Origin of the sequence: Nodularia harveyana UHCC-0300 (assembly GCF_034931085.1) — a bacterium.
In the GTDB taxonomy this organism is placed as follows: domain Bacteria; phylum Cyanobacteriota; class Cyanobacteriia; order Cyanobacteriales; family Nostocaceae; genus Nodularia; species Nodularia harveyana.
Genome location: NZ_JAYGHG010000002.1, coordinates 106,741 through 132,627 on the forward strand (window position 1 = coordinate 106,741; position 25,887 = coordinate 132,627).

A 25,887-nucleotide genomic window follows, 5' to 3' on the forward strand; every position below is an offset into this window, starting at 1 on the left:
GTCTTTGTATAGTTTAAATACCAAACTAAAAATATTATACAGAGATGTTTTTTAGGTAAATATACAAAAATGGTGATAATTTGGGAATTTTTTAGGTAGATGAAGTATAGATTTATCTGTAATAAATTATTTCTTCATTTACTACACCCTATTTCTACACTCATGGAATATACAAAATTAGCCAAACTCAGCCCTGATTTTAGCTCAGATAGGTAATAAATACAGGTTTCAAAGCTTCCCTATGATGGGATTAGACAGAATTTATGCGCTGAATTTTACAACTTAAAAACCTAAGTTCCAATATGTTGGTAATATTGTGCTATTTGCCCAATTTTATGCACTGTTACCAGGAAATTTTGGCTAGTCTTTGTACAGATTTGCAAGTAACTGATGGTTTGTACTGAGGTGTAATTATCCCTAACTGCACACTGTTTGCTGTTCATTAGCATACTTTTAATTTGAAATTACTTGTATGATTTGTAGATGCATTTCCTCATCAGATAGGAAACAAATTTGATACAAGTATTGCAGTAATTCAGAAGCCGAATTACACTCCATCAATTCCAAGTTTAAAATGCTTATATATGCAATGTAAGCAAATAGTTTTGAGAACGGCAACCGTGTTATTAAGTTTGATTAATTACCACTACCCAAAATAAATAGACTCAGCAAAGTTCCACTGTTCCAAAGACTATGAAGGAGCATAGGAGCTAAGAGATTGCGCGATCGCGTGTAAACTACTCCTAAAACCATTCCTAATGCTGTTAAAGGCAGAATTTCCGAAAAACTCAGGTGAGCGATCGCAAACAACAAACTACTCAAAATAATTGCTCCCCAAACAGGGACATAACGAGTCAGAGAAGGTAGTAAAAAACCCCTAAATAACACTTCTTCAAAAATCGGCGCAGCGATCGCAGCTGTAGCGAAAAATATTCCCAGAGCTAGAGTATCTTGACTTTCCAGTGCTAATTGTAACAGAGGATTACTACCACCCTGACCCTGCCATAATTGCTGATTAATCAACGACACCACCACCACTATCGGTAACGCTGTGCAGTAACCCCCCAATCCCCAGAAAATCCAGCGATCCTGCAACCGGAAGCGAAACCAATTTTCTGGTAGGGGAAAAAAGGGCTTCAAAGATACATAAAGCACCAACAGCGCCCCTAATGCTACCATCACATAACTGACTAAAACAGACAAAGCCTGGAGGCGAACATTCTCAATGGGTCGAGGAATCGGCAATAGGGAGAGCAACACTGGTACTAGGAGTTGCCCCATAAAGAAAAATCCCACCACAAAAACCTGTAAAATCGTTTCCGTATCCCAAGGCGTTGACCAAGGTAAATCAGCATTTTGCGCCAATATGGACTCTTTCCCCTTAATCAACAGCTGACCAATCAAAACAACCAGTAATATCAGACCAGTTAATGCTGTGACTGTGGGAATTGTGGCAATTAGCGCTAATTTCACCACAGATGCGATCGCGGCTTCCTGTTCTTCGGCTAGAACTGTTGATAAAGCTGCTTGTCGTTGCTGGATTTCGTAAAGTCTACTTAAAGAACTAGAGCGAAACCAACCGTCTAAATTTTCGTTAATCAACTCTGAGGAGTTCGGTAGCAGTCGAGGAGGATCACTCCATATTCCACTCAAGACAGCAGCAGTGTCTCCCAATTCCGGATTAACTTCTGAGGTTTGCTGTAATTCTTCCCAAGTCTTGATGGCTGTATCTGTATTTCCTTGCTGTGCTTGTAAAATGCCTAAATGTAAATCTAAATCAGCCTGTAATTTTTGCAGTTTCTCAAGGGACTGCTGCAACTTTTCCTGCTTTTCTTCAGCAGAAACCTGAGTTTCAGGAGGTTCTTTTCCTAGAGGTTTAGCTGGTAGGGGAATAGATTTAGATTCGCTGAGTTTACTTTCAGCTTTCTCAAAATTTTTGGTAACTGACTCACGCACCTGTTGATATTGGGTGGTAGCAATTTCTAGCGGCTTCTCTCCCAAGATCGCTGCTTTAATTGCTGATAAATTTTCGTTACTATTGTCTTCTGGCTGCCAGGCTTGTGCTTGGAGAGCGATGTTAGTTTGGTATAGTTCTAAACGACTTTGGAACTGAGGTTCCTGCAAACTACCAAATAAAGACGACAGAGACAACAGAACTGCTATCGGTGTCAGGACAAAAAATAAAAGTAACCGCTTAATCGTCATCTATTCCCCTTGAAAAAGTCACAGGACAAACCCTACCCTTTGGCAATTATCGCAAGAAAACGCCGAAGGTTGATCAATAAATATTTTGAGTTTGCCAGATGTGGGATGAGAGGGGCGTGGCGATCGCCACTGACATCTATACAATGGTAAAATTAACACTCAGTCAGCAATAGTTCCATCTGGTACTAAATCCCCAATCCCGGTTTTCATGAGCGACATTCAACTCAACCTCTTCAATGACTTCCCCTCACCACCAGGAAATTTAATTCCCACCAACGCCAAAATTCCCATTCCTCCCGGAACATACAACAATATCGCCGAGTTGACACAAGATTGTAATCAGTGTCAGCGTTGTGGTTTGGCAGAAAATCGGACTCATGCTGTGGTTGGGCGTGGTCATCTCCAAGCACCCATCATGGTTATAGGGGAAGCACCAGGTCAAAACGAAGACGAAACCGGCTTACCATTTGTCGGTAGATCAGGACAATTGTTAGAGAAAATATTAGCATCTGTGAATCTGAGTACCGAACAAGATGTATATATTGCCAATATTAATAAATGTCGTCCACCAGAAAACCGCACCCCTAACCCTGACGAAATGGCGGCTTGTATACCCTACTTACTAGAACAAATTCGCCTCATCGACCCGAAAATAATTTTACTCACAGGTGCAACTGCGGTTAAAGGTATCACTGGCGATAAGCGGGGAATTACGAAAATTCGCGGTCAGTGGATAGAGTGGTCAGGGCGTTTGTGTATGCCGATTTTTCACCCTTCTTATTTGCTACGTAATCCTTCTAAAGAAGTCGGTAAGCCTAAATGGTTAATGTGGCAAGATATGCAAGCAGTCCGCGCTAAATTAGATGAAATCCGGAATAACGGTTAAAGGAAATGTAGTTGAGCCAGTGTATCTATCAACACAGGAGAAAAAGTATGTCGTCCTTCATTAATTCAACTAAACCCTAAATATTTCGAGAGACGGTAGGCAATCAATATTCCCAATATACCTCCAATCACACTGAACAAGATTGAAACAACTGATAACAAACTTCCACCCCATAAAAGTGGAACGTAGCTACCAATAGTAGAACCAACAAACATTCCAATGCCGATAAGTAATTTATTCAAGCTTGTATGGAAGAGTGATTACAGCTTCAGAATACAGGAGATGATGCTGAATATGATCAAGTATTAATTTGGCCTTGTTGTTTTAGTTATTGTTCAGTTGGAAATATAACATTTTCATAGAGGAGTTCAATAGGACACTCAAATTCAATACTTGATAAAGTAATAATGTCACCGGGTATATAGGGATAATAAAGCCACATTCTACCCTCCCCTCGTGAGTAACGCTCAACAGAAATTTTTTCAGAGTCAATCAAGAGATACTCTTGTAAAGTTGGCATTGTTAAATAATCAGATAATTTTTCACCTCTATCTCTGGCGCTAGTTCCTGGGGAAAGAACCTCAACAATTATCCGAGGATATTGAATAAATTTGTGAGCTTTGAGGTCTTGAGGATCACAACTGACAATAAGATCAGGATAGTAGTAAGGACTTTGTGGAGTAACTTGCACCTTCACATCTGACACATTCACTCGACAGCCTTTAGAGTGGAGATGAGGGCGTAAAGCAGTATAAAGATTAAGAGCAATATCATTGTGAGGAATTGTCCCACCTGTCATGGCAAAAATTTTGCCGTTGACATATTCATAGCGAATATCTTGTTGGGGTTCCCATGTCAGATATTCCTGGACGGTCATTTTTGAGGGTGGTTGAGGAATAGCTATCATAATTTTTTAAACCCCGTGTTCAATTTAGCTAAATGATAAAATCAGGAAAAGCTGCTGAAAGAACTGTAGTTGATCAGGTGAATTGGTAAGCACAGGAGAAAAATTATGTGGAACTCAACTATATTGCTGGTGATTGTCTTAGGTGGGATATTACTGTACATAATCCAAAAATTAATTGATGCTTCACCTCGTAACCAAAATTCTAGTAATCGTTATCAAAGAAATTCTCCCTACCGCAAAAGTGATTACAGTACCTCAAATACATCCGATTCCAGCAGCTATGACTCAGGTAGTAGCAGTTTTTTTGATAGTAGTGGATATGACAGCAGCAGTGGTTGCGATAGTGGTGACTCTGATGGTGGTGGTTGTGATGGTGAATAATAAATTACGGTATGTATCCGCACACTGTCCGCTACTATTTCTTAATAATAGTCAGTGAAATTGCTAAAAAGGTAAATGGTTAATGTGGCAAGATATGCAAGCAGTCCCCGCTAAATTGGATGAAATTATCAAAGGCGACTAAAGGAAATATAGTTGATGGAGTAAATCCGTTAGCAAAGGAGAAGGATTATGTCGTGGTTAATTATATTGTCAGTGGTTGTTATGTTGCTGATATTCTTCATTGCAATTACTTCTGCTTCATTTGGTAGCAAAAAGTCCTCTAATTCTAATCGAAGAAATGGTGGTGGTCCCGATGGCGGTGGTCCCGATGGCGGTGGTCCTGATGGCGGTGGTCCTGATGGCGGTGGTCCTGGTTAAATTCCGGGATTTATCCTCACACTACCCGCCCGACAATCTCGCAACCAAGTTTTAACAGCTTGAGCTACAACACCGTTACTACTATCTCTGGGAGGCGATATTAGTTGTTCCTGTGAATCAGCACCAATTTGAGTAAACATCATGACCAAACGCCACCCAGTATTACCTTTTGTCAATAAAACCCAGTGAAATTGCTGGGATTCTACCGGCTTTCCAGCGATATACTGCCTTTCTAAAGTAGTGAAAAAAACCTGTTCTATTCCGGTTGTTGTACTTTTGCGCGGGTCTGTGTTCAGGGGTAGAGGTGCAAATTCAGGTTTTCCGGCTACCAGCATATAGCTATAAATGTCACTGCTGCGACTACGACGGCGGGCGCGTTGAGTGACGCGGTTTGCATAACTTGGTAAATCGTGCAATAGCTGAGGTGTTAAGTTTTCTAAACTTTGTGCAGAACAAACGGAACTCAGGCTAGTGGTAGCGGTGGCTTTGTGAGTGAGGGAAAACAGTGTGTTGGCTGCTAACAACCAGAAGCCGCAAGCGATTAGCCACAAACGATAATTTTTGCTTTTGACTTTTGGTTTCATCCCACTGTTGCTAACTCTTCCACAATCTGGTTCCAGGCTAACTCAGGTTGAGCCGCAGCTGTGATGGGACGACCAATGACGAGGTAATCTGCACCGGCTTGTATGGCTTGGGCGGGGGTGAGCGATCGCTTTTGATCTCCTTTATCTGCCCAAGAGGGGCGGACACCTGGACAAACCAGCAAAAAGTCATTTTCACAAGTTTGGCGTAACTGCGCGACTTCCTGGGGGGAACACACAGCCCCATTTAACCCCGATTCCTGCGCCATTAGTGCCATTTCTAAAGCATATTCTGGCAGTTCTAAAGGCACTTTTAAATCAAACGCCAATTGACGGGAAGAAATACTGGTCAGTAGGGTAATAGCGATTAATTGGGGTGGTTTCACACCTGCTTGTGCGGCTCCTTCCTGTGCTGCTTCGGTAGCAGCTTTTAAAGCATCTTTACCAGCAGTGGCGTGAATTGTCAGTAAATCCACCCCGTAACTAGCAGCACCACGACAAGCCCCCGCTACAGTATTAGGGATATCGTGAAATTTCAAATCTAAGAAAATCCGTTTTTGCCGAGATTTTAAAACTTCCAGAATTTTGGGGCCAGAACTAGTAAATAACTCTAAACCCACCTTCCAGAAATTGACTTGGGGTAATTGATCTACAAGGGCGATCGCACTTTCTAGATCCGCTACATCCAACGGCACAATTATTTGGTTATTACTCATTGGTCTAGTCATTAGTTATTGAGAAGTCGCACAAACTTATTTTTACCAACTTGCAGCACTCGTCCGTGTAATTCACTAGGCTGATCAAAAATGGTATCAACATCAGTCATGCGATCGCCATCTAAGCGTACCCCACCCTCTTGAATTTTTCGTTTACCTTCCCCGGTACTTTTGCACAAACCAGTCACATTCAGAAGATATGCCAACTTCACCGGAAAATCTGACACCCCAGCCAGAGAGAACTCCGGAAGCGCCCCTTCCTTACCGCCACTTTTTGCCGCATCCTTCGCCTCATTAGCCGCAATTTCACCGTTGTATTGTTGCACAACTTCATAAGCTAAAAGCATTTGGCGATCGCGGGGATTTTCTGGCAAATTTTCCAAACTTAAATCCGTCAGCAATTCAAAATACTGAGATAACAAACTATCAGGAACACCTTGTAACTTCTGATATTTTTGCGCCGGATGTTCTGACAACCCAACATAGTTACCCAGAGACTTAGACATTTTCTGCACACCATCCGTACCAATTAAAATCGGTAACAGCAAACCAAATTGGGGCTTTTGTCCAAAATGCCGTTGTAAATCTCGCCCTACAGCAATGTTAAACTTTTGATCAGTTCCCCCTAATTCCACATCAGCCTCAACAGCCACAGAATCATAGCCCTGCATCAATGGATATAGGAACTCATGGATAAAAATAGGATTCTCTTTTTTATAACGTTCAGCAAATCCCTCCTTAGCCAACATCTGACTCACCGTCATAGTAGAGAGTAACTCCAGAACCTTAGTTAAATCCAGCCCAGCAAGCCATTCTGAGTTATAACGCACCTCCAACCTACCCGGTGTGTCAAAATCCAAAATAGGGCGCACTTGATCCAGATAAGTTTGAGCATTTTGTGCCACATCCGCCTCTGTTAGCTGACGACGCACCTCAGACTTACCTGTAGGATCGCCAATCCGAGCCGTAAAATCCCCAATAATCAGAACAGCTGTATGACCAGCATCCTGAAAACCCCGCAGTTTCCGTACTGGTATGCTATGACCAAGATGAATATCAGATCCAGTGGGATCAATTCCCAATTTGATCCTCAAAGGTCGATTCGTAGTTAGCAAGCGCTTCTCTAAACTTTCACTTTCAGAATCTGCATCAGTTGGTTGGGGGAAAATTTCTACTATTCCACGATGTAGCCAAGAAAAATTTTGCGTCATACTCAGAGATTCGTGATTAACTACCCTTTTTACTTTATAAGTTAGGTTGGTTATGTTCGCTGGCAATTTGTCCGTACTTCAACCAAATTTAGATAATTGCCAACAATTAACCGCCAAGCTTCATTGAATGAATTACAGTTATATTTACAAGTGAGGAAGTGAGAACGCCGTGTCGTCTTCTAGGACTATTACAAATAAACAACCGCAACGTCAGACTTCATCAGGTTTTGAGTTTTTGAAAGGGGTTGGCCAAATAACTGGCGGTACTATCCTCTCAATCACCATGCTGGCAAGCTCTATTGTAGCCGGAGGCCTAGTCGGTCTGGCTATTAGTTTCCGTAATTTGCCAGACGTGAGACAATTGCGTAACTTTTTACCATCAGAAACAACTTATATTTATGACATTAATGGCAAACTCTTAACCAGTCTTCACGGTGAAGCCAACCGAGAAGTCATGGCCTTAGATAGAATTTCCCCTCATCTAAAACGCGCAGTTCTAGCCAGTGAAGATGGTCATTTTTACGATCATCATGGCATCAACCCCAGTGGTATCGGACGGGCTTTAATCACTAACCTGGCCGCAGGTGGTGTACGAGAAGGCGGTTCTACCATCACCATGCAGCTGGTGAAAAATTTATTTTTATCTCAAAAACGTGCCTATACTCGTAAATTAGCCGAAGGAGTACTGGCCATTAGGCTAGAACAAATTCTGAGCAAAGACCAAATTTTGGAAATGTACCTCAATCAAGTTTATTGGGGTCATAATAACTATGGTGTCCAAACAGCAGCACGCAGTTACTTTGAAAAGTCAGCAGAAATCTTAACCTTGGGTGAGTCAGCAATGATGGCGGGTTTAATCCAAGCGCCAGAAGAATTCAGCCCCTTTGCAAGCATGACACTAGCAAAACGCAAACAAAGGGAAGTTTTGGGTCGGATGCTGGAATTGCAGTGGATCAGCCAGCAAGAATATGATGATGCTTTAAAGCAAGAACTGAAATTTGGAAAAATTAGGTCATTTCAAGGTAGCGCTTTACCCTACGTAACTAATACTGTATCTCAAGAATTAGTCCAGAAATTTGGGCGGGAAGCGCTAATTAAGGGTGGAATGCGCGTACAAACCACTGTTGATACTAATTTTCAAATAATGGCAGAAAATACTGTCAGTAAATGGAGTACAAGATTAAACCGTCAAGGGCTGCGAAATAATCAAATTGCCCTAGTAGCGATAGATCCCCGAACCCATTTTGTGAAAGCACTGGTAGGGGGGATAGACTCTAGAGGTAGCGAGTTTAATCGTGCCACCCAAGCCCAGCGTCAACCAGGCTCTGCCTTTAAGCCATTGGTATATTATACTGCCTTTTCTACTGGTAAATATACACCAAACAGCATTGTTCAAGATACAGCAGTGAGTTATCGAGATGGTAGCGGTTGGTACAGTCCCAAGAACTACGATAATAGTTTTCAAGGAGCAATCTCAATCCGCTCGGCCTTAGCTCAGTCTCGCAACATTCCAGTTATCAGACTGGGTATGGCTGTGGGTATGAATAAAGTTGTAGAGGTTTCACGTACCCTGGGAATCAAAAGTCCGATGGCTCCTGTAACTTCTTTGCCCCTGGGAGCTATAGGTATTACACCTTTGGAATTAACTAGTGCTTACGCTACCCTGGCTAATTATGGCTGGCAATCACCACCGACAATTATGGCGCGTGTCACTGATAGTAGTGGCAATATTTTACTAGATAATACACCTAAACCCCAGTTGGTCCTGGATCAATGGGCATCAGCAACCACTATCGATATCATGCGTTCAGTAGTTACGTCAGGAACTGGCAAAGCTGCCGATATAGGTCGCCCCAGCGCTGGTAAAACAGGAACTACTTCATCGGAAAGGGATATTTGGTATGTCGGCACTGTGCCACAGTTAACAACTGCGGTTTGGGTAGGTAGAGATGATAACAGACCATTATCTAGAGGTGCAACTGGTGGTGGTATGGTGGCTCCCATCTGGAAAGATTTTATGCAGCAAGCCCTCAAAGGTGTACCTGCGGAGAACTTTAAGTCACCTTCTAACTTTAAACGCCCCAGATCATAAGTAAGCAGGGATTGTGGATGGGTAGTTCACAATCCACTACTGCTGTTTTTCTAGTTCGCTTTTCATGCGCTCTAGGGTCATATTCATTTGCTCAAACATCTGTTGGGGAGTTACTCCAAATTGACCAAGTTGAGTTTTGAGTTGCTGCACAGTCATCTGCGCCATAAAATCCTCTGATAGCTCGAATCGCTTCATAAAGACGCGATAGCGATCCATCATAGCTTCCATTTGCTCAATAAACAGCTTTTTACCCTCACGATCAAACTTGCCGTAGTTGTTGCCAAGATTGATCAGGGCTTGATAATCTTCAAATAGCTGTTTTGCTTCTTGCTGAACGATATCAGAGTCAAAGAATCCCATTTTGCTTATATTCAACTGAGCATTTAAACTCAGCAGCTTAATATTTTTGCCTCTATTACTATTTTAGTCTAGGGAATTCATCTAGGGAAGAAGTTTCGGTTTAAGTACGGTTTTTTACCGGAATTTCAACACTTGACTGGGGGAGTGTGGGGGAGAAGAGGCAGGGGGGCAGGGAGCAGGGAGCAGGGGGGAAGTTTTTTACCAATGACCAATGACTAATGACTAATAAAATCCAGCATAATTTTTTGATGTATAGCGCCTAAAGGTCTGATTTCATCGGCTATGGGGGAATAACACTCACCTTGGTGAATATCTTCAGGTGTTAATAATCCCATATCCCAACCTTCGTTTAAGTTGAGTTGATTTAATTCGACTAGGAGGGGCGCATGGAAGACATGACGAACAACTGCATCATCTGCATAACAAGCGAATTCAAAGAATTTTGGGAGGGTATAGCCGATTTCTTCCATAACTTCTCGTTTTACTGCGATATCGGGTGTCTCACCAATTTCCAGATGTCCACCGAATAGACCCCAGTAACCAGGATAGAAAATACCAGGGATATTATCTCGCAATTGCATGAGAAATTTATCTTCTTGGTAAAGAATTGCGATCGCTACATGAATTGGTTGATTATTCATCCATTTTCACCGCTAATTTCTCCTGATAATTTTAAATTTCCTCTATATAGACTTCCCCAAACTCTTGTTCAGCCAAGGGAATACTCTTGTAGCGAACTCTACCTTTAATTACTACTTGCTCGCCTTCTTTAAGATTGGGTTGATCGGTAACTACCCAAATTTTGCCTGTGGAGTCGTTAATTTGATATGCCCATTGCTCAAGTAACGGTACTTGCTTTTCGATCTTACCTTGGATGTAAACTGTAGTCTCCTGGTCTGTTTCTGGTTTAATTTCCTCAATCAAGGTGACATTGCTACCAATACTGAAGTGACCAGCTTTGAAACTTGGTGTTGTAAAAGAACTACAACCACAAAGACCCACAACAATTAATAAAGTAATCCCCTGGCGGTAAGGAATCATACTAACTCCATATCTCTGTGAGGCGGGAAAAAGCCTGAATCTGGGAAAATTTTGGGTTATTTGCATGAACTCAGTTCCGGTGCGTACATTTTGGGGATGATTCTTCAAATCTTCGCTGTTCCGATGAGGCAGTTAATCTGAGAAAATAAACAATATGAGTATAGTCTTGTGAATATAAAGACGCTACGACATTAAGCAGTAACGCCTGAAATATAGACTAAAGGCGAGTCTTGTGGGGATTTTAATGGAAACAAAAACTGCCAAACTTCTCGATGGTAAAGCCTTAGCTGAAAAAATTCATCAAGAACTTTCAGCTATGACAACAGAAACACAAGCAAAAATTGGGCGATCGCCTGGTTTAGCTGTATTAATGGTGGGAGATAACCCCGCATCAGCTGCTTATGTACGCAACAAAGAACGGGCTTGCGCCAAAGTCGGTATTGCTTCTTTCGGCAAGCATTTTCCCACACAAACAACCCAAAGGGAACTAGAAGCAGTAATTGCTGCACTCAACCAAGATGAACGTGTAGATGGTATTCTCGTGCAGTTACCTCTACCCAGCCACTTAGATTCTGTCGCCTTGCTGAATACAATCGACCCAGATAAAGATGCTGATGGACTGCATCCAGTCAACTTAGGGCGGCTAGTACGGGGAGAAACTGGTTTACGCAGTTGTACCCCAGCTGGTGTGATGCGACTATTGCAAGAATATGAAATTCCTTTACAGGGCAAACAAGTTGTAGTGGTGGGACGCAGTATTTTAGTAGGCAAACCCATGGCCTTAATGCTACTAGAAGCTGATGCGACTGTGACTATTGCCCACTCGCGCTCCCTCCACCTTAGTAACATCACAAAAAATGCTGATCTGATCATTGCTGCGGTAGGTCGCCCAGGATTAATTACCGGCGAAATGGTCAAACCAGGCTCCGTTGTGGTAGATGTGGGGATGAATCGCATCACAGATGCCAGTGGCAAAAGTCGTTTAGTCGGCGATGTTGACTGGGAATCAACTGCTGGTGTGGCAGAATATATCACTCCAGTTCCTGGTGGTGTTGGACCCATGACTGTAGCCATGTTACTGAAAAATACAGTTGCCAGTTATTTGAAAAAGGCAAAATGAGTTATTAATTCTAAATTTTTAACTCCTCACACCTAACTCACCACTTTTTCCACCCCAGAGCGTAAAATTGTGACGGATAAGACAAACAGCCAACCGCCTAAAATTGAAGGAATTAAGAATGGTCGCAGCTGAGAACCTCCAGAAAATGACAGAGACAGCCACCTTTAACCTCAAACCCTATCTCAAAGAACGGCAACAGCTTTGTGAAACTGCCCTGGATCAGGCTCTTCCCGTAATTTATCCCGAAAAGATTTATGAATCCATGCGCTACTCGGTATTAGCTGGAGGTAAGCGTGTACGTCCAATTCTTTGCCTTGCAGCCTGTGAAATGATCGGCGGGACAATTGAAATGGCCATGCCCACCGCCTGCGCGATGGAAATGATTCATACAATGTCATTAATTCACGACGACCTGCCAGCAATGGATAATGATGATTATCGTCGTGGCAGGTTGACAAATCACAAAGTTTATGGTGAAAATATCGCCATTTTAGCTGGTGATGGCTTGTTAGCTTACGCTTTTGAATTCGTTGTCACTCAAACCCCTGAAACCGTTTCTAGAGAGCGAGTTTTAAAAGTAGTTGCTCGTCTCGGTAAAGCCTTGGGTGCGGCTGGCTTAGTGGGCGGTCAAGTAGTTGATTTAGACTCAGAAGGTAAGTTAGATATTTCTCTAGAAACCCTGAATTTTATTCACAACCATAAAACGGCAGCCCTTTTAGAAGCCAGTGTTGTTTGTGGCGGTATTGTCGGCGGCGCTTCCTCTGAAGACATAGAAAGACTTTCTCGCTATTCTCAAAACATCGGTCTGGCATTTCAGATCATAGATGATATTCTCGATATCACTGGGACTCAGGAGCAATTAGGTAAAACTGCTGGTAAAGACCTCATAGCTAAAAAAGTTACCTATCCCAGCCTGTGGGGAATAGAAGAATCACGCGCCAAAGCTCAACAGCTAGTGCAAGCAGCCTGTGAGGAATTGGCAACATTTGGTAAATTAGCACAGCCACTCCAGGCGCTGGCTCACTTTATCACTAGTCGCAATAACTAGATCCAGATTTGATCTAGGATTATGGGTTACATAAAAATGTTTCTTCAGGAAATAATTGCTGCTAAATTTATACTAATCTCACCAAAAAACCATGCAGGACATAGGCAATATTTTAGATAACCGGGTGCTGCTGGTTGCTCTGGTAGCTTGTTTAATTGCTCAAGTATTGAAACTTGTAGTTGAGTTAATCAGACATCGTAAGCTGAATGTGCGTGTTTTAGTCACCACTGGAGGTATGCCTAGCGCCCATTCAGCTTTGGTAACAGCTCTTGCAGCTGGTGTCGGGCAAAGTCTGGGTTGGGCATCGCCGGAATTTGCTGTAGCTATGGTTTTTGCCATCATCGTCATGTATGATGCCGCCGGAGTTCGCCAAGCTGCTGGTAAGCAAGCACGAATTCTCAATCAAATGATTGATGAATTATTCCATGAAAAACCAGACTTTAGTCAAGACCGACTCAAAGAACTACTAGGGCATACACCAGTGCAAGTGATAGCTGGTTCAGCCTTGGGTATCACCATTTATTGGTTAGCTAGGTCTGCTTACTAACTTATAAACGGACAGATGAGCGCAGTAACATAACTTTACTGCCATCTACTAGAACTGCAAAAAACCCCCGTTCGGTGAGTTGTTGCAGGGTTGTGTATGCTTCTTGTTGGTTTCCAGTATAAACTGCCAGTAAGTATGGGCGTTGTCCGTAGGAAGCAAATCCAATGTTACCTCCCAGTACTTGTTGTATGCTATTTGCCAGTTCTGGTTTGTTAAAATACTCCACTAATACAGCATAACCATCTCCGAGGACTTGGGGGTTAAAGCTGACTGTCTGAGGTGGAGTTGGTACTTGTGTGACATTAGCTGCTGTGGGTTGTGTCGTGATGATGGCAGATAAGCCGACAATATTATTGACATATTTTGCCCAACGATTGGCATTGTCAATGCTGTTAAACCCACCTATCCGCGTCACGGTATCATTGAGATATTGGCAGGTTGTCCCTTGAATTTGATTTGGTAAGGCACTACGTAGCTGTTGCTGACTATTGACAGTGGGACTAACTACCAACAAAAGATATTCCCCAGGGCGGGGAGGTTGACAAATAGGAATATTTTGTTGAGCAGTGACAGGAGTCATGCTACCGATAAACCCTGCGGCTGCAAGTGCTAAGGTGGTAGATAAAGGATCAAATTTTTTTAAGAATTTGGGAATCATAAACTGGATTTTGGGCAAAGATTTCAAAAATAAGTTTTTTGTACGGCTACTCAGGAGAGGTTGTAAGCCGCCTCAAATTTTCTTCGTTTCTATGAGAGTTTGTAGTAAGCACTTTAGTGCTAATACCAATTTTGTCGGATAGCTGCGGTGGCGATGTTGCTAAACTTTTATGAATCAGGTTTGCGAAGTGTCTCCATCAGCAGAATCAAATCCAGAAATTGGGTAAGATTCCTGACAAAAAAGGTATGAGAAAATTAGAACTAAAGTTCTTACTACGAACTTGGATATTAGGATACAGATGTCAGTGATGCCAAAGGATCTGATATGGTCCCAGAAGGAGCTTGAAATTCTCCTGTAATCACATACTCTAATCGCAGTTTTAGCCAGGTAATAAATTGGGAATTTGTGGAAATAATGGCGGCTGTTGGTTTAGGACACTTTGCTTTTACCTCTGCCATTTCTGGTGATTCCAAGAAGGCTGGCTGCTTGACTAACCAAAAATCAATTTCTTTTTCTTGTTCATGGTAGTGACGAGTGCGTTCTTTCAGCACTTCTGAGGTGGGTTCTTCGTGTATCAGGAACTGTTGACTGGCCAATACGTAATAGTATGTTTGCATTTTTCAACCTTTGCTTACTATTCAATAATTTCAGGGTACAGGATGTAGCACTGTACCCCTAAAAAATAATTAAACCGTAATTACCTCATGAAAGCACTAAAAGGACAAGCACTGCTTTTTCCTTGGTCACTTTTCGGTTTTCCTTGCCAATTCCACAATTGTTGGAAAAAACTCCAAAAATTTGCTGGTTTCTGCTTTGGCTCACCAATTGCTTGTTTGCCGCTTGCTGTCAGCTTTTCTAAGAACTTGGTATTGTCATAATAGTGTTCCAAGGACAGGATTTTCAAGTCATCAGTGACACGAGCAATACTCATACCGATTACTTCTATAGTTTCTCCTGTGGGGGCGTGGTCTTTGTATGCACCTTTAAAATGTCCCCAATGCCGCCATTTAAAGGCTACTGTGGGTGGGGCTGAGAACACTTCTAGGACTTCCCAGGTAAATCCTTCAGGAAATGCTGTATGGAAGAGGTTTGTGGATGTTTCAAAGTCTTCTTCAGCAGCTTTGTAATGTTGGGTGTTACCAATTAGGAGTTTGTAAGTTCCTGACTCGACTAAATCTGATACTGTGTAGCCTGGACCTCCATTGGTACTCATGCGGAACTTGTCGTTGACAACCGATATCCACTGTTGGGGGTTGGTTTTAAAGTTAGCTTCGACATCGAAGGTTCTCACCAAGTTCTGCACTATGGCTTCTAGTGAACCTTCGGGATGATTGCGTGTGCTTTCTTTGGCGATATTTTCGTTGGAACGGGTATAGTCGGGAAATTTGCCATAGCGCCATTCGATATCAGTGCTTTGTTCTAGTACTTTATCTCTGTGCTGTACCCAAAGGGGAAGGCTGTTGGAATCTGTTGAGGTCATAGAAGTTCTGCTGAAAGATTTAACTCCAAATTTCCGGATTTCGCAGTTACAACCCCTCTTTTTCAGTTATCAGGTGTCAGTTATCAGTTATCAGGCTAGAAAGAAAATTGTGATAACTGTTTACTGTTCACTGTAATTGCTTGTTTCATTTCGCGGACTGCTCTCTCTATTCCTACTAATGCGGCTCGACTGATAATGGTATGACCAATGTTCAGTTCTTCCATTCCTGGTAGTGTGGCTACAGGATAAACGTTCCAGTAGGTGAGTCCATGTCCAGCATTGACGCGCAAGCCGGCTTTTATGGCTTTTTCGCAGCCTTGAGCTAATATGGCTAATTCTTGCTGGCGATGTTTTTCGTCTTTGGCTTCGGCGTACTGTCCTGTGTGCAGTTCAATAAATTGTGCTTGTACCTTGACAGATGCTTCAATTTGTGCAGGTTGTGCGTCAATAAATAAACTAACAGGAATACCAGCGCTCTGCAATTTATCAACTATCTCACCTATTCTAGCAATTTGTCCGACGATATCTAATCCGCCTTCTGTGGTTACTTCTTCGCGCTTTTCGGGGACTAAGGTGACGTAATCGGGTTTAATGTCTAGGGCGATCGCTACCATTTCATCGGTGGCGGCCATTTCTAAGTTGAGGTGCGATCGCACTGTCTGCCGCAAGAGTAGCACATCTCTGTCTTGAATATGTCGCCGATCTTCCCGCAAATGTACTGTAATTCCATCTGCACCTGCTAATTCTGCTAGTACCGCCGCCGCTACGGGGTCTGGTTCCACTGTCCGCCGGGCTTGGCGAATGGTGGCGATGTGGTCAATGTTAACTCCCAGTGTAGGCACCCTTGTATCTCCCTGTCTATAATCCCATGAGTTTTGATTTTACCGAATTTTAGAGAGTGTTTGAGCAAATGCGATTATGGTTGAGCGATCGCCTTTGGCAGAGCGGAGCATCGTCGCGTAAATTTCCCAGCAGGATTTAGAATAATATCTACACCCACTCTGTGAGGCGGTATGCTCTTAGAACTACAACAGATTATCGTCAAGCCTGGACAAGAAATGTTGCTACAAGATATTAGTTGGCAGCAATTAGAGAATATTTTGGTAGAAATGGGAGAAAAACGGGCTGCACGTATTTCTTATAGTGATGGTTGGTTAGAAATTATGGTTCCTTTACCTGAACACGAAAAAGATAAAGAATATATTGGAGATTTAGTTAAAATCTTGCTAGAAACACTCCAAATTGATTTTGAACCTTTTGGTTCTACTACACTAAAAAATGAACAAATGTGCCAAGCAGTGGAACCAGATACTTGTTTTTATATTCAAAATCAAGCTGCTGTAATTGGTAAAAATCGTCTTGATTTAACTGTAGATCCACCACCAGATTTAGCCATTGAAATTGATATTACTTCCCGAACTAGATTTGATAACTATGAGATTTTGGGAGTTCCTGAACTGTGGCGATATACAAAGGAAGGTTTAGAAATTTCTTTGCTACAGGAAGGAAAGTATATCAAAGTGCCATCTAGTCCTAATTTTCCTAATATCCCCATTGTGGAATTAGTTAATGAATATGTTCAGCAATGTTTAACTATTGGGAGAAGTCAAGCTATGCGTAATTTTAGAACTTGGCTCAACAGTAATTTATAATAATTTTTGATTTCACATTTCAATTACAAGTAAACTAATCCTTAATCGGCACAAACTCATAGGTATTAGTGCCAGGTTTTTGTTGAACTTGGACTAAGAACATGGGACTTTTCACGCGATCGCCTGATCTATCAAACTGAATCGTTCCCGTTGCACCATCAACGGAAAAATCTGAATCTCGCAGTGCCTCTTTTAGTCCCTCACGGGTATTACTTTTTTGCAAACCTGCAATAATCGCTTTAGTTGCATCATAAGACGTAGCCGTTCGCCAACTCACCGGAGCTTTCCATAATATCTGAGCATTTGACGCAAAAGCATCATTAGGAAACGGTGTAGAATGCCAAGGTACAGAGATTATTATGTCCTTAATGTATTTTCCTTCCTCTAAGCTTTCTTTCGTGAAGATTGCAGGAGTACTAAATAAACTTAATTGCCCTTGATTAGCTTTTAGCAAAGCTAAAGCTGTTCTTTTTTTGTCGCGGCTTTTGTCTACATAGTGAGCTAATACTAAGCCATCAGCGCCACTATCCTGAGCTTCAGAAATGACTGTCTTAGCGTCAAATTTAGAGGAATCAATATCGCAATCTGTAGGATTAATAGTACCACCGGCTGCTTTGAGTGCTTGGATAAAATTCTCCTTAACTGACCCATTATCTATATTTCTATCGACACAGATGAGAAAGTTTCTTTTATTCAGATTCTTGATAGCATAACGAGCCACAATATCTGTTATTGATTTAACACTGGGCGCTGTCCGAAAGATATAGTTGGCATTATCAGCAATACTTTGGGCATAGCTAGTGGGAGACATCATTACTAACCCTTTTTGTTGATACACTGAAGCTGCGGCTTTAGAAACATTACTAGAATTGTGTCCCACGACGGCCAAAATGTCGGTATCTTCAACAAACTTTTCAGCAATGTCCACGGCTTTACCTGGGTCATTATTATCATTAGCGATCGCCACTTTTAAAAGTTTGCCATTAATACCACCAATGTCATTCACCTCATTTTGAGCTTGAGCTACACCACGCAGCATCTCCTTCGCTATACCGAATTCTGTGCCAATGGGTACACTTACAGCAATTTTGAGGTATTTCTTGCTGTGAATAGCTCTAGCATTGTTCAAGTAAATCAGTGCTTCTGGATCAGCAGGTTCTATTTTCCGATAAGACTCGAATTTCTCAATAGCAGTCGTACAATCACCTTGAGTAAATGCTTGAACTCCGGCTTGTTTATCTGAATTTTTATTTTGTGTCAATAAAATTTGTTCACCGATACTAATTCTATCGCCTGTATCCTCTTCAGGCACGGGACAAGATTTAGATATAGGTTCAGGGCGCATAGCACTTAACGTAATACCTATAATTATTCCACAAATTACCCCCGCTAGATAATTCCAAATCTTCCCATTTATGTAACTAAAAATAGATGTATATCTTGGATATTTATTACCTAGTTTTTCGGCAAGTATAGGGGATGTAATTAGGGCGATCGCTTCATCTGTTAGTCCTAATATTTCTTGAAGCCGTTTCAATTCGTTGAGAGATTGATCACTCAGAGGAAATCCAATTTCGATTTGTTTCTTGAAAATCTCCTTATATTTATCCAATTTTTGCTCGTAAATTTTCCGAGGTTCTAAAACTTGCCTTTCAATTTCATCAGCTTCAGCCGTTGTTAGTTTTAGCTGATTTCTTTGCTCTTCTAGTGCAGCACGACCTATAAAAGAAATTTCACCTTTACCAGCTTCTACCCAATAGTGAACCTCTCGACGATATCTTAAATAAGGGTCATCATTTGGTGCTTTGGCAAGATTGATTTTAAAACCTTCTTTAATCGCATATATTTCCGGTTTCATTGCTGGGGCTGCTTCTTGCACTTTTGTAGTAGCATATTCATGTAATTCATCAACAGTTATCCAACCATCTTCATCTTTATCTGCGGCTCCAGTTTCTAATCCTTCTACTATATAGCGCGTGTAAGTTGAGGTATCTGTCCCTGTATCTTCAAAGGAATATTGGGTGGAAGTGGAAGATGTGAGAACTGCCCTTCCTTCTCCTCCTAATTGATTCTTGACATCCACAAAACCATTCTCTTTTGCTGACATCCCCTCAGCAAACGCGCCACTAAAGCAGCAATCAAGAATCACTACCTCCCGTTTGGAGCGGCTATTACTCATGACATCATGGACAAAGCTAGCTGGTACTGTTGTGGCTTTAACTAGTAAGCCTTTGTCAGTTTTGCGGGTGTTGCGAGTGGCAAAATACAGCTTTCCGCTCTCGTCTTTGATGCCATGTCCAGAAAAAAATAGCAATATCAGGTCATCTTTTTGACGACCATCAAATAAATGTTCTATGGCTTCTGCCATTACTTGTCTTTCTGGATTTATCAGCTTTTTTACTGCATCAAAGTTACCAATTTTTGGGTCTTTTAAAACTCGCTCCATTGCCTCTACATCTCTGACTGCTGCTGGTAATGGGTTAAGACCAACTTGATATTGACTAACTCCGATTAGCAGTGCAACTTTCGCCATCTTACTATTTTTCCTCTTGCAGTATCTCAGCTACCTGTAATAAACTTTTGAGCTTGTTCAATAGCAGTGATTAACTCTTGACTACTACTAGCTTTAACTTTCAGTTTTTTACCGTTAGCTTCGACTTCCAATTCAATGGTTTTGTTACCGAGGCGATCGCCTAAAAATCCCAGAAATTTTTTCGTATTGTCAATACTGACTTCAGCTCGTAAAACCCCCAGCAGAAAACCGCCAACCGACTTGCTGGCTTCGGGTATTTCTGTAACTGCTACGAGTTCGGCACTTTCTACATCTAACTCTTTGATCTCTCGCAAGAGATTTCGCGTTTCCCGCTCTTGTTCCTCTGCATCTAAGTCGGGATTGGCAAGAGTGATCGTGAGTGTGACATTAGATTGAGAACTCATATTGTATATTTTTGGATTTTTCAGCAGTGAATAGTCAAGTATATTTCCTGAGTATACTTGTATGACATCATATTTGATGAAGAAGTTTCTGGGAAATTAGGCAATATTTTCACAAAACTTAGCTAAAAATTTGTGGAGGTCCGATGCGGCTTTAGCCGTTAGCTATGCGATCGCCCTAACTCGATGCACTAGTATAAGAACGCAGAGCTAAACGCCAAAAACTACTGGAAACCCACAACAACACCACCGCTAAAACAGCAGCACCTATAGACCAATTAATTTGACCCCGACCCAGCATGACTTCGGCGGGGATAGTTGTTAAAAATGCCACAGGCACTACAAAGGTGAAGAAAAAGCGGTAAGCAGTGGGATAAGCTACCATAGGATATCTACCTGCTTCTAAGAAACTCCGTAAAACTTCAGTAGCATTGTATATTTTCACAAACCAAATGCTAGTTGCACTCAGGATAAACCACAAGCTATAAAGAATTACCAAGCCAAATATCAAAGGTACTGCACTCATGAGGTAATTATTGATTCCCAAACCGAGGCTTTTACCTGCATAGCCAATGATCATACTGCCAAACAGTAAATCTGGTAGTCCCCAAGGTGAAAAGGTGTGAGTAGAAAGCCAAAACTGACTGGGGATAGGCTTGAGGAGAACAAAATCTAATGTCCCTTCCTGGACATGGCGAACAATGCGATTCAAGTTGGGAGAGAGAAAGGTCGCTGCAAAACCTTGTAACAACGTAAAAATTCCCAAAACCAGTAAAGCGGCTGACCATGACCAACCATTAAAGGTGTAGCCATTACTGTAAAATAAGGACAATCCGAATAAACTGCCTGCGAGATTACCGACACTGGTGAGAGTAGCTATGAGAAAATTGAGGCGATACTCCATCTCTGCTGCGATCGCAGTACTCCAAAATATCCTTAACAGTCGCCAATATCTGATCATTCTGCACCCTCAACCCAATATATTGCCAGCATAGCTAATCACTGGACAAGATGGCCACAGGGTGAACTATTCGACCTAAAATAAAATTATTATCCAGCATAAATTCCTCAAATTAAATGATTAAACTCGACCAGTTTTTAAAGTTTATGGGTGTAACCTCAACTGGAGGACAAGCCAAAATGATAATTATTGATGGTGGCGTAAAAGTCAATGGCATAGTTGAAACTCGACGAGGACGCAAATTAGTATTAGGCGATAAAGTAACCGTAGAAGGTCAAACTTTTGAAGTGGAAATATAATGTTTTTCCCGACTTTATCCCCATCTTCACTGAACATTTAGCTATTACTAAAATTCCCCTTTCAATTAATGTGCATAAAGCTGAATATAAGAAATATGATCGGGATTATTTAATCTTTACTTTGAAATTTAAAATTAAATAATATATAGGTTAGTAATTGAGATCACAAAATAATAATTGCATAATGTTCCAAATTGTACATTTTCAGCCTTTGATATGTGCAACATATAGTAAATAGCAATTTAATTTACATTCTTTAAATTCTTATTTGAACTATGTAAGTAACTTTTAAAGTTTATCTTAATTATTTTGACAATTAGTTCAAAAATCTTTAAGCTAAAGAATAGATGAAACAAATCAAACAGAATACAGCACTTTCGTGAGATAAATTAAAAATTGCTGTTGTAGATTATCGGCATGAACAAATGAATTGAACTCAATCATTGATGATAAATAGTAACTGCATCGCCTTGGGCTAAAAATAGAGACGTAGCAGTACTATATCTTGGCATTGAGCAGATTTTGCTATGGGTATCTGATAGCCTGTGTAACCTAGCCATACAAACTCCGGTTAGGTGCAAGTAATTCTCGTGGTGTGAGGGCTGTCAATATTGACGACTGAGGTGCAATAGATATGTCCAGGAGAACACAATGCTTGAGTATCTTACATCTTTGAATGATCACAATTTGCCGTATCCAGATACGATGCACCCTATCGTTGTTCACTTCGTAATTGCGATGGTTTTGTTTGCATTTGTCTGTGATGTTATAGGTTCTCTTACTGGCAAAACTCATCTTTTTGAAGTGAGTTGGTGGAATATGTTGGTGGCGACAGTTGCCATTTTTGTGGCGATTATTTTTGGTCAGTTTGAAGCAGGTTTAGCACAACCTTATGCCGTAGCCAAATCAGTATTAAATGTACATACATTGATTGGTTGGTCGCTGTCTGGAATTATCGTATCAATTACGGCTTGGCGCTATGTAATTCGGACCCGCAACCCTGAAAAAGTGCCACTTCCTTATATGTTGGCGGGGTTGTGTTTAATAGCTATTGTGGGCGTGCAAGTATATCTAGGAGATCAATTGGTTTGGGTATATGGACTGCACACAGTACCAGTTGTTGAAGCAGTCAAGGAAGGTATCTTGCCATGAACTCTGAAATCATTGATCAATTAAGCCCAATGGGAGCAAATGGATTACCTTACTCCATCCCCATTCATCCTAACTTAGTGCATCTGACTTTGGGACTATTTATCATTGGCATCACCTTTGATATTTTAGGTAAAGTCTTCCCCTTACAAAAGTGGATCTTCACATCTTTAGCAATTCCTGTACAACCAGCTAACTTCTTTGATGTGGGCTGGTACAACATGATAGGTTCCAGTATCATTACCATTTTCACTGTCGCCGCCGGCTTTTATGAAATGCTGTTGGCTACACCACCTGGTGAGGTCGAAAGTGCCTGGGGAATGCGGGCAATGGAAACAATGCTGTGGCATGGAATCGGTGGTGTATTCTTGCTGGGGCTAATTTTTGGCATGACCATTTGGAGAGGATGGCAGCGTTTTAGTTGGAGTCACGACCCAGACGAACAAGTGCAGTGGAGTTATCTGGCTACAGGTATAGCCGTGATGTTTATTCTGTACATCCACGGCACACTAGGGGCGCAAATGGCCGCTGAATTTGGCGTGCATAACACAGCCGATAGCTTATTGCGATTGGGTGAAGACCTCAACACCATGCTGAAGTAAGCAATGTTGGTCATTTTCGACGAATGACTCATGACTAACAACTAATGACTAAAAATTATGGAAGTGCGGAAGATTTCAAATATTTTCACCGTGTTTGTGGGTGCAACCATTGTGACTGTCATCAGTCTCTGGATAGGAAAACAGGCTTATACCTGGCTTCCCCCCCAAGCGGCAGCAGAATCACAGCTAATTGATGATTTGATTAGCTTTTTAGTTACCTTGGGGGCGTTCATCTTTTTGGGCGTAACCAGTACTTTGATGTATTCTATTGTGTTTCATCGGGCGGAAACTGGCGATTTCACCGATGGCCCCCACATTGAGGGTAATATCGCCCTAGAAGTTGTCTGGACAGCCATTCCCATTATGTTGGTGCTGTGGATTGCTAATTACAGCTACCAAGTCTATGAACAAATGGGTATTCAAGGGCCGACGGAAATTGTGCATTTGCATAATCCTATAGGCATGGAATCGGCCTATGCAGCCGCAGAAGATGAACCAGCGATGGCCTTGGCTGAACCTGTGGAAAACATTGACGTACTGGCTAAACAATGGGCGTGGGTGTTTCACTACCCTGAAAAAAATATTACTAGTACTGAATTGCATTTACCAAGCGATCGCCGGGTACGTTTAGCACTAACATCAGAAGATGTGCTGCATGGATTCTATATTCCTGCATTCCGCCTCAAGCAGGATATTATTCCCAACCACAGCATTGACTTTGAATTTACACCCATCCGTCCAGGAAAGTATAGCTTAACCGACTCTCAATATAGCGGTACATACTTTGCCACAATGCAAGCCAATGTCATCGTAGAATCTCCCGAAGATTACCATGAATGGCTGACCAGCGCTGCAAAAAACAAACTTACCCCAGCCCATAATCAAGCCGCCTCAGAGTATGCCCAAGCATCAAATCGGTCAGTCAAAAATGGTTGGACTACCGTAGCACCTGCGGCATCTCCTCTAGTCAATTATCCTGGTTAAAAGGAAACTCACCAATGACAAATATCCCTCTTCCAGGCATCAGTCACCATGGTGAGAACCCAGGTGGCTGGAAGCAATACTTCAGCTTTAGCACCGACCACAAAGTAATAGGTATACAATACCTAGTCACCTCATTTTTCTTCTTTCTCATCGGCGGTATCTTCGCAATGGTGATTCGGGGAGAACTAATTACACCCGAATCTGACTTAGTTGACCGCACCGTATACAACGGAATGTTCACCATGCACGGCACTATTATGCTGTTTTTGTGGACATTTCCTTCCCTAGTAGGTTTTGCTAACTATCTAGTCCCGCTAATGATTGGGGCGCGAGATATGGCATTTCCCCGACTCAACGCCGTCGCCTTTTGGATGGTACCAGTCGTCGGGATACTCCTCATGGGTAGCTTCTTAGTCCCTGGTGGCCCAGCCCAATCCGGTTGGTGGTCTTATCCCCCAGTCAGTTTGCAAAACCCCACAGGTAACCTAATTAATGGTCAAGTCTTGTGGTTACTAGCAGTAGCCATATCCGGCGTATCCTCAATCATGGGGGCAGTTAACTTTGTCACCACAATTGTCAAAATGCGCGCCCCAGGTATGGGCTTCTTCCGGATGCCTTTATTTGTCTGGGCAGTATTTAGCGCCCAAATTATCCAATTATTTGGACTACCTGCACTTACAGCAGGCGCGGTCATGCTGCTACTAGACCTCACAGCTGGTACAGCCTTTTTCAACCCCAGCCACGGGGGTAATCCAGTTATGTTTCAACACTACTTCTGGTTTTACTCCCACCCTGCCGTTTACGTGATTATTCTGCCCATCTTTGGCATTTTCTCCGAAATATTCCCTGTCTACGCCCGCAAACCATTGTTTGGCTACAAAGTCGTCGCCATCTCCTCAATGTTAATTGCCGTAGTCAGTGGTATTGTTTGGGTACACCATATGTACGTCAGTGGTACACCAGGCTGGATGCGGTTGATATTCATGCTGACCACCATGTTTGTATCCGTACCCACAGGGATTAAAGTATTCGCTTGGCTAGGCACGATTTGGGGCGGTAAACTGCGGTTAGATACAGCCATGCTGTTCTCCCTTGGTGCTTTAGTGATGTTCGTCTTTGCAGGTATCACAGGAATTATGCTTTCCTCCGTACCTGTAGACGTACACGTAAATAACACCTACTTTGTCGTCGGTCACTTTCACTACGTTCTCTTTGGCACAGTGACGATGGGGTTATATTCCGCCATCTATCACTGGTTCCCTAAAATGACCGGACGAATGTACCACGAAGGCTGGGGTAAACTACACTTCTGGTTAACATTCATTGGTACTAACCTCAACTTTTTACCCATGCACCCATTAGGGTTGCAAGGAATGTTACGCCGAGTTTCCTCCTACGCCCCAGAATACGAATTTTGGAACATTATCGCTAGCTTGGGCGGGTTCCTCTTAGGAATGTCTACCCTACCCTTCATTTTCAACATGGTAATTTCCTGGATGCAAGGAGAAAAAGCACCGGATAATCCTTGGCACGCCATAGGACTAGAGTGGATGGTTTCCTCACCTCCTCCAGTGGAAAACTTTGAACAAATTCCCATCATCATCTCCGACCCTTACGGCTACGGTAAATCCGAACCCTTAACAGCCAACAACCCTGCATTAAAAAACGCAGACTAAACCTCCGCGCACCTTTGCG

Annotated in this window: 28 protein-coding genes; 13 read left to right on the top strand and 15 right to left on the bottom strand. The window is 42.1% G+C overall.

What is annotated here, in order from left to right; translation table 11 throughout:
• Positions 1-636: 636 nt before the first annotated feature.
• Positions 637-2,205, bottom strand: a complete 1,569-nt coding sequence (locus VB620_RS02040; protein WP_323194463.1) for a CPBP family glutamic-type intramembrane protease — start codon at positions 2,203-2,205, stop codon at positions 637-639.
• Between the two features lie 208 nt (positions 2,206-2,413).
• Between VB620_RS02040 and VB620_RS02045 the strand changes: the two genes are divergently transcribed.
• Positions 2,414-3,091, top strand: coding sequence for a uracil-DNA glycosylase (locus VB620_RS02045; RefSeq protein WP_323194464.1), 678 nt, complete (start codon positions 2,414-2,416; stop codon positions 3,089-3,091).
• 328 nt (positions 3,092-3,419) lie between these two features.
• On the opposite strand, the gene VB620_RS02050 is transcribed toward VB620_RS02045, so the two are convergent.
• On the bottom strand, positions 3,420-3,998 hold the full coding sequence (locus VB620_RS02050) for a Uma2 family endonuclease (protein ID WP_323194465.1): 579 nt from the start codon (positions 3,996-3,998) through the stop codon (positions 3,420-3,422).
• Positions 3,999-4,103: 105 nt separating this feature from the next.
• Here VB620_RS02050 and VB620_RS02055 point away from each other — a divergent pair, with 105 nt between their 5' ends.
• On the top strand, positions 4,104-4,379 hold the full coding sequence (locus VB620_RS02055) for a hypothetical protein (RefSeq protein ID WP_323194466.1): 276 nt from the start codon (positions 4,104-4,106) through the stop codon (positions 4,377-4,379).
• 189 nt (positions 4,380-4,568) lie between these two features.
• The gene (locus VB620_RS02060) at positions 4,569-4,757 is read left to right on the top strand and encodes a hypothetical protein (protein WP_323194467.1); all 189 of its coding nucleotides are present in this window, start codon (positions 4,569-4,571) and stop codon (positions 4,755-4,757) included.
• On the opposite strand, the gene VB620_RS02065 is transcribed toward VB620_RS02060, so the two are convergent.
• From VB620_RS02065 to tyrS, 3 genes are read right to left on the bottom strand one after another with little or no spacing between them, the layout of a single operon-like run.
• The gene (locus VB620_RS02065) at positions 4,754-5,341 is read right to left on the bottom strand and encodes a hypothetical protein (protein WP_323194468.1); all 588 of its coding nucleotides are present in this window, start codon (positions 5,339-5,341) and stop codon (positions 4,754-4,756) included. The two genes, VB620_RS02060 and VB620_RS02065, sit on opposite strands and share 4 nt — an antisense overlap.
• Positions 5,338-6,054 carry an orotidine-5'-phosphate decarboxylase gene (gene pyrF, locus VB620_RS02070; RefSeq protein ID WP_323194603.1) on the bottom strand — a complete coding sequence of 239 codons (717 nt, stop codon included), beginning with the start codon at positions 6,052-6,054 and terminating at the stop codon, positions 5,338-5,340. Before pyrF ends, VB620_RS02065 begins: the two co-directional genes overlap by 4 nt.
• An 11-nt stretch (positions 6,055-6,065) precedes the next feature.
• Complete coding sequence (gene tyrS, locus VB620_RS02075) at positions 6,066-7,265, bottom strand: tyrosine--tRNA ligase (RefSeq protein WP_323194469.1); 1,200 nt, start codon at positions 7,263-7,265, stop codon at positions 6,066-6,068.
• A 169-nt stretch (positions 7,266-7,434) separates the two neighbouring features.
• Between tyrS and VB620_RS02080 the strand changes: the two genes are divergently transcribed.
• Complete coding sequence (locus VB620_RS02080; RefSeq protein WP_456153854.1) at positions 7,435-9,357, top strand: transglycosylase domain-containing protein; 1,923 nt, start codon at positions 7,435-7,437, stop codon at positions 9,355-9,357.
• 36 nt (positions 9,358-9,393) lie between these two features.
• Here the strand turns inward: VB620_RS02080 and VB620_RS02085 are convergent, their stop codons facing one another.
• The 3 genes from VB620_RS02085 to VB620_RS02095 all read right to left on the bottom strand — a co-directional run bounded on the left by VB620_RS02085 (position 9,394) and on the right by VB620_RS02095 (position 10,758).
• Complete coding sequence (locus tag VB620_RS02085) at positions 9,394-9,717, bottom strand: DUF1825 family protein (protein WP_323194470.1); 324 nt, start codon at positions 9,715-9,717, stop codon at positions 9,394-9,396.
• A gap of 215 nt (positions 9,718-9,932) precedes the next feature.
• Positions 9,933-10,358 carry an NUDIX hydrolase gene (locus VB620_RS02090; protein ID WP_323194471.1) on the bottom strand — a complete coding sequence of 142 codons (426 nt, stop codon included), beginning with the start codon at positions 10,356-10,358 and terminating at the stop codon, positions 9,933-9,935.
• A 31-nt stretch (positions 10,359-10,389) separates the two neighbouring features.
• Positions 10,390-10,758, bottom strand: coding sequence for a hypothetical protein (locus tag VB620_RS02095; protein WP_323194472.1), 369 nt, complete (start codon positions 10,756-10,758; stop codon positions 10,390-10,392).
• A gap of 244 nt (positions 10,759-11,002) precedes the next feature.
• Here VB620_RS02095 and folD point away from each other — a divergent pair, with 244 nt between their 5' ends.
• The 3 genes from folD (at position 11,003) to VB620_RS02110 (ending at position 13,473) form a co-directional block, all read left to right on the top strand.
• Positions 11,003-11,878 (top strand): bifunctional methylenetetrahydrofolate dehydrogenase/methenyltetrahydrofolate cyclohydrolase FolD, encoded by an 876-nt coding sequence (gene folD, locus VB620_RS02100; RefSeq protein WP_323194473.1) that lies wholly within the window; start codon positions 11,003-11,005, stop codon positions 11,876-11,878.
• 118 nt (positions 11,879-11,996) lie between these two features.
• Positions 11,997-12,926: a geranylgeranyl diphosphate synthase CrtE gene (gene crtE, locus VB620_RS02105; protein ID WP_323194474.1), complete on the top strand. Its 930-nt coding sequence runs from the start codon at positions 11,997-11,999 to the stop codon at positions 12,924-12,926.
• Between the two features lie 91 nt (positions 12,927-13,017).
• Positions 13,018-13,473, top strand: a complete 456-nt coding sequence (locus VB620_RS02110) for a divergent PAP2 family protein (protein WP_323194475.1) — start codon at positions 13,018-13,020, stop codon at positions 13,471-13,473.
• A 1-nt stretch (position 13,474) separates the two neighbouring features.
• Here VB620_RS02110 and VB620_RS02115 read toward each other — a convergent pair whose 3' ends face one another.
• The 4 genes from VB620_RS02115 to VB620_RS02130 form a co-directional block, all read right to left on the bottom strand.
• On the bottom strand, positions 13,475-14,131 hold the full coding sequence (locus VB620_RS02115) for a hypothetical protein (protein WP_323194476.1): 657 nt from the start codon (positions 14,129-14,131) through the stop codon (positions 13,475-13,477).
• Positions 14,132-14,418: 287 nt separating this feature from the next.
• Positions 14,419-14,748 (bottom strand): MgPME-cyclase complex family protein, encoded by a 330-nt coding sequence (locus VB620_RS02120; RefSeq protein WP_323194477.1) that lies wholly within the window; start codon positions 14,746-14,748, stop codon positions 14,419-14,421.
• An 80-nt stretch (positions 14,749-14,828) separates the two neighbouring features.
• A complete protein-coding gene (locus VB620_RS02125) occupies positions 14,829-15,611 on the bottom strand; it encodes an ester cyclase (protein WP_323194478.1) in 783 nt (260 codons plus the stop codon).
• A gap of 95 nt (positions 15,612-15,706) precedes the next feature.
• Complete coding sequence (locus VB620_RS02130) at positions 15,707-16,453, bottom strand: pyridoxine 5'-phosphate synthase (RefSeq protein ID WP_323194479.1); 747 nt, start codon at positions 16,451-16,453, stop codon at positions 15,707-15,709.
• 171 nt (positions 16,454-16,624) lie between these two features.
• On the opposite strand from VB620_RS02130, the gene VB620_RS02135 reads away from it, so the two are divergent.
• Positions 16,625-17,263, top strand: a complete 639-nt coding sequence (locus VB620_RS02135; protein WP_323194480.1) for a Uma2 family endonuclease — start codon at positions 16,625-16,627, stop codon at positions 17,261-17,263.
• A 34-nt stretch (positions 17,264-17,297) separates the two neighbouring features.
• Here the strand turns inward: VB620_RS02135 and VB620_RS02140 are convergent, their stop codons facing one another.
• The 3 genes from VB620_RS02140 to VB620_RS02150 form a co-directional block, all read right to left on the bottom strand.
• A complete protein-coding gene (locus VB620_RS02140) occupies positions 17,298-19,796 on the bottom strand; it encodes a caspase, EACC1-associated type (RefSeq protein ID WP_323194481.1) in 2,499 nt (832 codons plus the stop codon).
• A 26-nt stretch (positions 19,797-19,822) separates the two neighbouring features.
• On the bottom strand, positions 19,823-20,200 hold the full coding sequence (locus VB620_RS02145) for a hypothetical protein (RefSeq protein ID WP_323194482.1): 378 nt from the start codon (positions 20,198-20,200) through the stop codon (positions 19,823-19,825).
• A 175-nt stretch (positions 20,201-20,375) separates the two neighbouring features.
• Positions 20,376-21,158, bottom strand: coding sequence for an ABC transporter permease (locus tag VB620_RS02150; protein ID WP_323194483.1), 783 nt, complete (start codon positions 21,156-21,158; stop codon positions 20,376-20,378).
• A gap of 116 nt (positions 21,159-21,274) precedes the next feature.
• Here VB620_RS02150 and VB620_RS02155 point away from each other — a divergent pair, with 116 nt between their 5' ends.
• From VB620_RS02155 to ctaD, 5 genes are all read left to right on the top strand, one after another.
• Positions 21,275-21,457, top strand: coding sequence for an RNA-binding S4 domain-containing protein (locus VB620_RS02155; protein WP_323194484.1), 183 nt, complete (start codon positions 21,275-21,277; stop codon positions 21,455-21,457).
• 651 nt (positions 21,458-22,108) lie between these two features.
• The gene (locus tag VB620_RS02160) at positions 22,109-22,609 is read left to right on the top strand and encodes a DUF2231 domain-containing protein (RefSeq protein WP_323194485.1); all 501 of its coding nucleotides are present in this window, start codon (positions 22,109-22,111) and stop codon (positions 22,607-22,609) included.
• Positions 22,606-23,208, top strand: coding sequence for a DUF2231 domain-containing protein (locus tag VB620_RS02165; RefSeq protein ID WP_323194486.1), 603 nt, complete (start codon positions 22,606-22,608; stop codon positions 23,206-23,208). The genes VB620_RS02160 and VB620_RS02165 overlap by 4 nt, the downstream gene beginning before the upstream one ends.
• Before the next feature lie 57 nt (positions 23,209-23,265).
• Positions 23,266-24,192, top strand: coding sequence for a cytochrome c oxidase subunit II (locus tag VB620_RS02170; RefSeq protein ID WP_323194487.1), 927 nt, complete (start codon positions 23,266-23,268; stop codon positions 24,190-24,192).
• 14 nt (positions 24,193-24,206) lie between these two features.
• The gene (gene ctaD / locus VB620_RS02175; protein ID WP_323194488.1) at positions 24,207-25,868 is read left to right on the top strand and encodes a cytochrome c oxidase subunit I; all 1,662 of its coding nucleotides are present in this window, start codon (positions 24,207-24,209) and stop codon (positions 25,866-25,868) included.
• The last annotated feature ends 19 nt before the right edge of the window (positions 25,869-25,887 follow it).

Bases quoted from the DNA above. Each gene is read 5' to 3' on its own strand.
- crtE (WP_323194474.1), top strand. From the start codon at position 11,997: ATGGTCGCAGCTGAGAACCTCCAGAAAATGACAGAGACAGCCACCTTT.
- VB620_RS02135 (WP_323194480.1), top strand. From the start codon at position 16,625: ATGCTCTTAGAACTACAACAGATTATCGTCAAGCCTGGACAAGAAATG.
- VB620_RS02095 (WP_323194472.1), bottom strand. From the start codon at position 10,758: ATGATTCCTTACCGCCAGGGGATTACTTTATTAATTGTTGTGGGTCTT.
- VB620_RS02140 (WP_323194481.1), bottom strand. From the start codon at position 19,796: ATGGCGAAAGTTGCACTGCTAATCGGAGTTAGTCAATATCAAGTTGGT.
- pyrF (WP_323194603.1), bottom strand. From the start codon at position 6,054: ATGAGTAATAACCAAATAATTGTGCCGTTGGATGTAGCGGATCTAGAA.
- VB620_RS02040 (WP_323194463.1), bottom strand. From the start codon at position 2,205: ATGACGATTAAGCGGTTACTTTTATTTTTTGTCCTGACACCGATAGCA.
- VB620_RS02165 (WP_323194486.1), top strand. From the start codon at position 22,606: ATGAACTCTGAAATCATTGATCAATTAAGCCCAATGGGAGCAAATGGA.
- VB620_RS02120 (WP_323194477.1), bottom strand. From the start codon at position 14,748: ATGCAAACATACTATTACGTATTGGCCAGTCAACAGTTCCTGATACAC.
- VB620_RS02060 (WP_323194467.1), top strand. From the start codon at position 4,569: ATGTCGTGGTTAATTATATTGTCAGTGGTTGTTATGTTGCTGATATTC.
- VB620_RS02110 (WP_323194475.1), top strand. From the start codon at position 13,018: ATGCAGGACATAGGCAATATTTTAGATAACCGGGTGCTGCTGGTTGCT.
- VB620_RS02170 (WP_323194487.1), top strand. From the start codon at position 23,266: ATGGAAGTGCGGAAGATTTCAAATATTTTCACCGTGTTTGTGGGTGCA.
- folD (WP_323194473.1), top strand. From the start codon at position 11,003: ATGGAAACAAAAACTGCCAAACTTCTCGATGGTAAAGCCTTAGCTGAA.
- ctaD (WP_323194488.1), top strand. From the start codon at position 24,207: ATGACAAATATCCCTCTTCCAGGCATCAGTCACCATGGTGAGAACCCA.
- VB620_RS02055 (WP_323194466.1), top strand. From the start codon at position 4,104: ATGTGGAACTCAACTATATTGCTGGTGATTGTCTTAGGTGGGATATTA.
- VB620_RS02050 (WP_323194465.1), bottom strand. From the start codon at position 3,998: ATGATAGCTATTCCTCAACCACCCTCAAAAATGACCGTCCAGGAATAT.
- VB620_RS02125 (WP_323194478.1), bottom strand. From the start codon at position 15,611: ATGACCTCAACAGATTCCAACAGCCTTCCCCTTTGGGTACAGCACAGA.
- VB620_RS02115 (WP_323194476.1), bottom strand. From the start codon at position 14,131: ATGATTCCCAAATTCTTAAAAAAATTTGATCCTTTATCTACCACCTTA.
- VB620_RS02085 (WP_323194470.1), bottom strand. From the start codon at position 9,717: ATGGGATTCTTTGACTCTGATATCGTTCAGCAAGAAGCAAAACAGCTA.
- VB620_RS02155 (WP_323194484.1), top strand. From the start codon at position 21,275: ATGATTAAACTCGACCAGTTTTTAAAGTTTATGGGTGTAACCTCAACT.
- VB620_RS02160 (WP_323194485.1), top strand. From the start codon at position 22,109: ATGCTTGAGTATCTTACATCTTTGAATGATCACAATTTGCCGTATCCA.
- VB620_RS02045 (WP_323194464.1), top strand. From the start codon at position 2,414: ATGAGCGACATTCAACTCAACCTCTTCAATGACTTCCCCTCACCACCA.
- tyrS (WP_323194469.1), bottom strand. From the start codon at position 7,265: ATGACGCAAAATTTTTCTTGGCTACATCGTGGAATAGTAGAAATTTTC.
- VB620_RS02150 (WP_323194483.1), bottom strand. From the start codon at position 21,158: ATGATCAGATATTGGCGACTGTTAAGGATATTTTGGAGTACTGCGATC.
- VB620_RS02145 (WP_323194482.1), bottom strand. From the start codon at position 20,200: ATGAGTTCTCAATCTAATGTCACACTCACGATCACTCTTGCCAATCCC.
- VB620_RS02065 (WP_323194468.1), bottom strand. From the start codon at position 5,341: ATGAAACCAAAAGTCAAAAGCAAAAATTATCGTTTGTGGCTAATCGCT.
- VB620_RS02090 (WP_323194471.1), bottom strand. From the start codon at position 10,358: ATGAATAATCAACCAATTCATGTAGCGATCGCAATTCTTTACCAAGAA.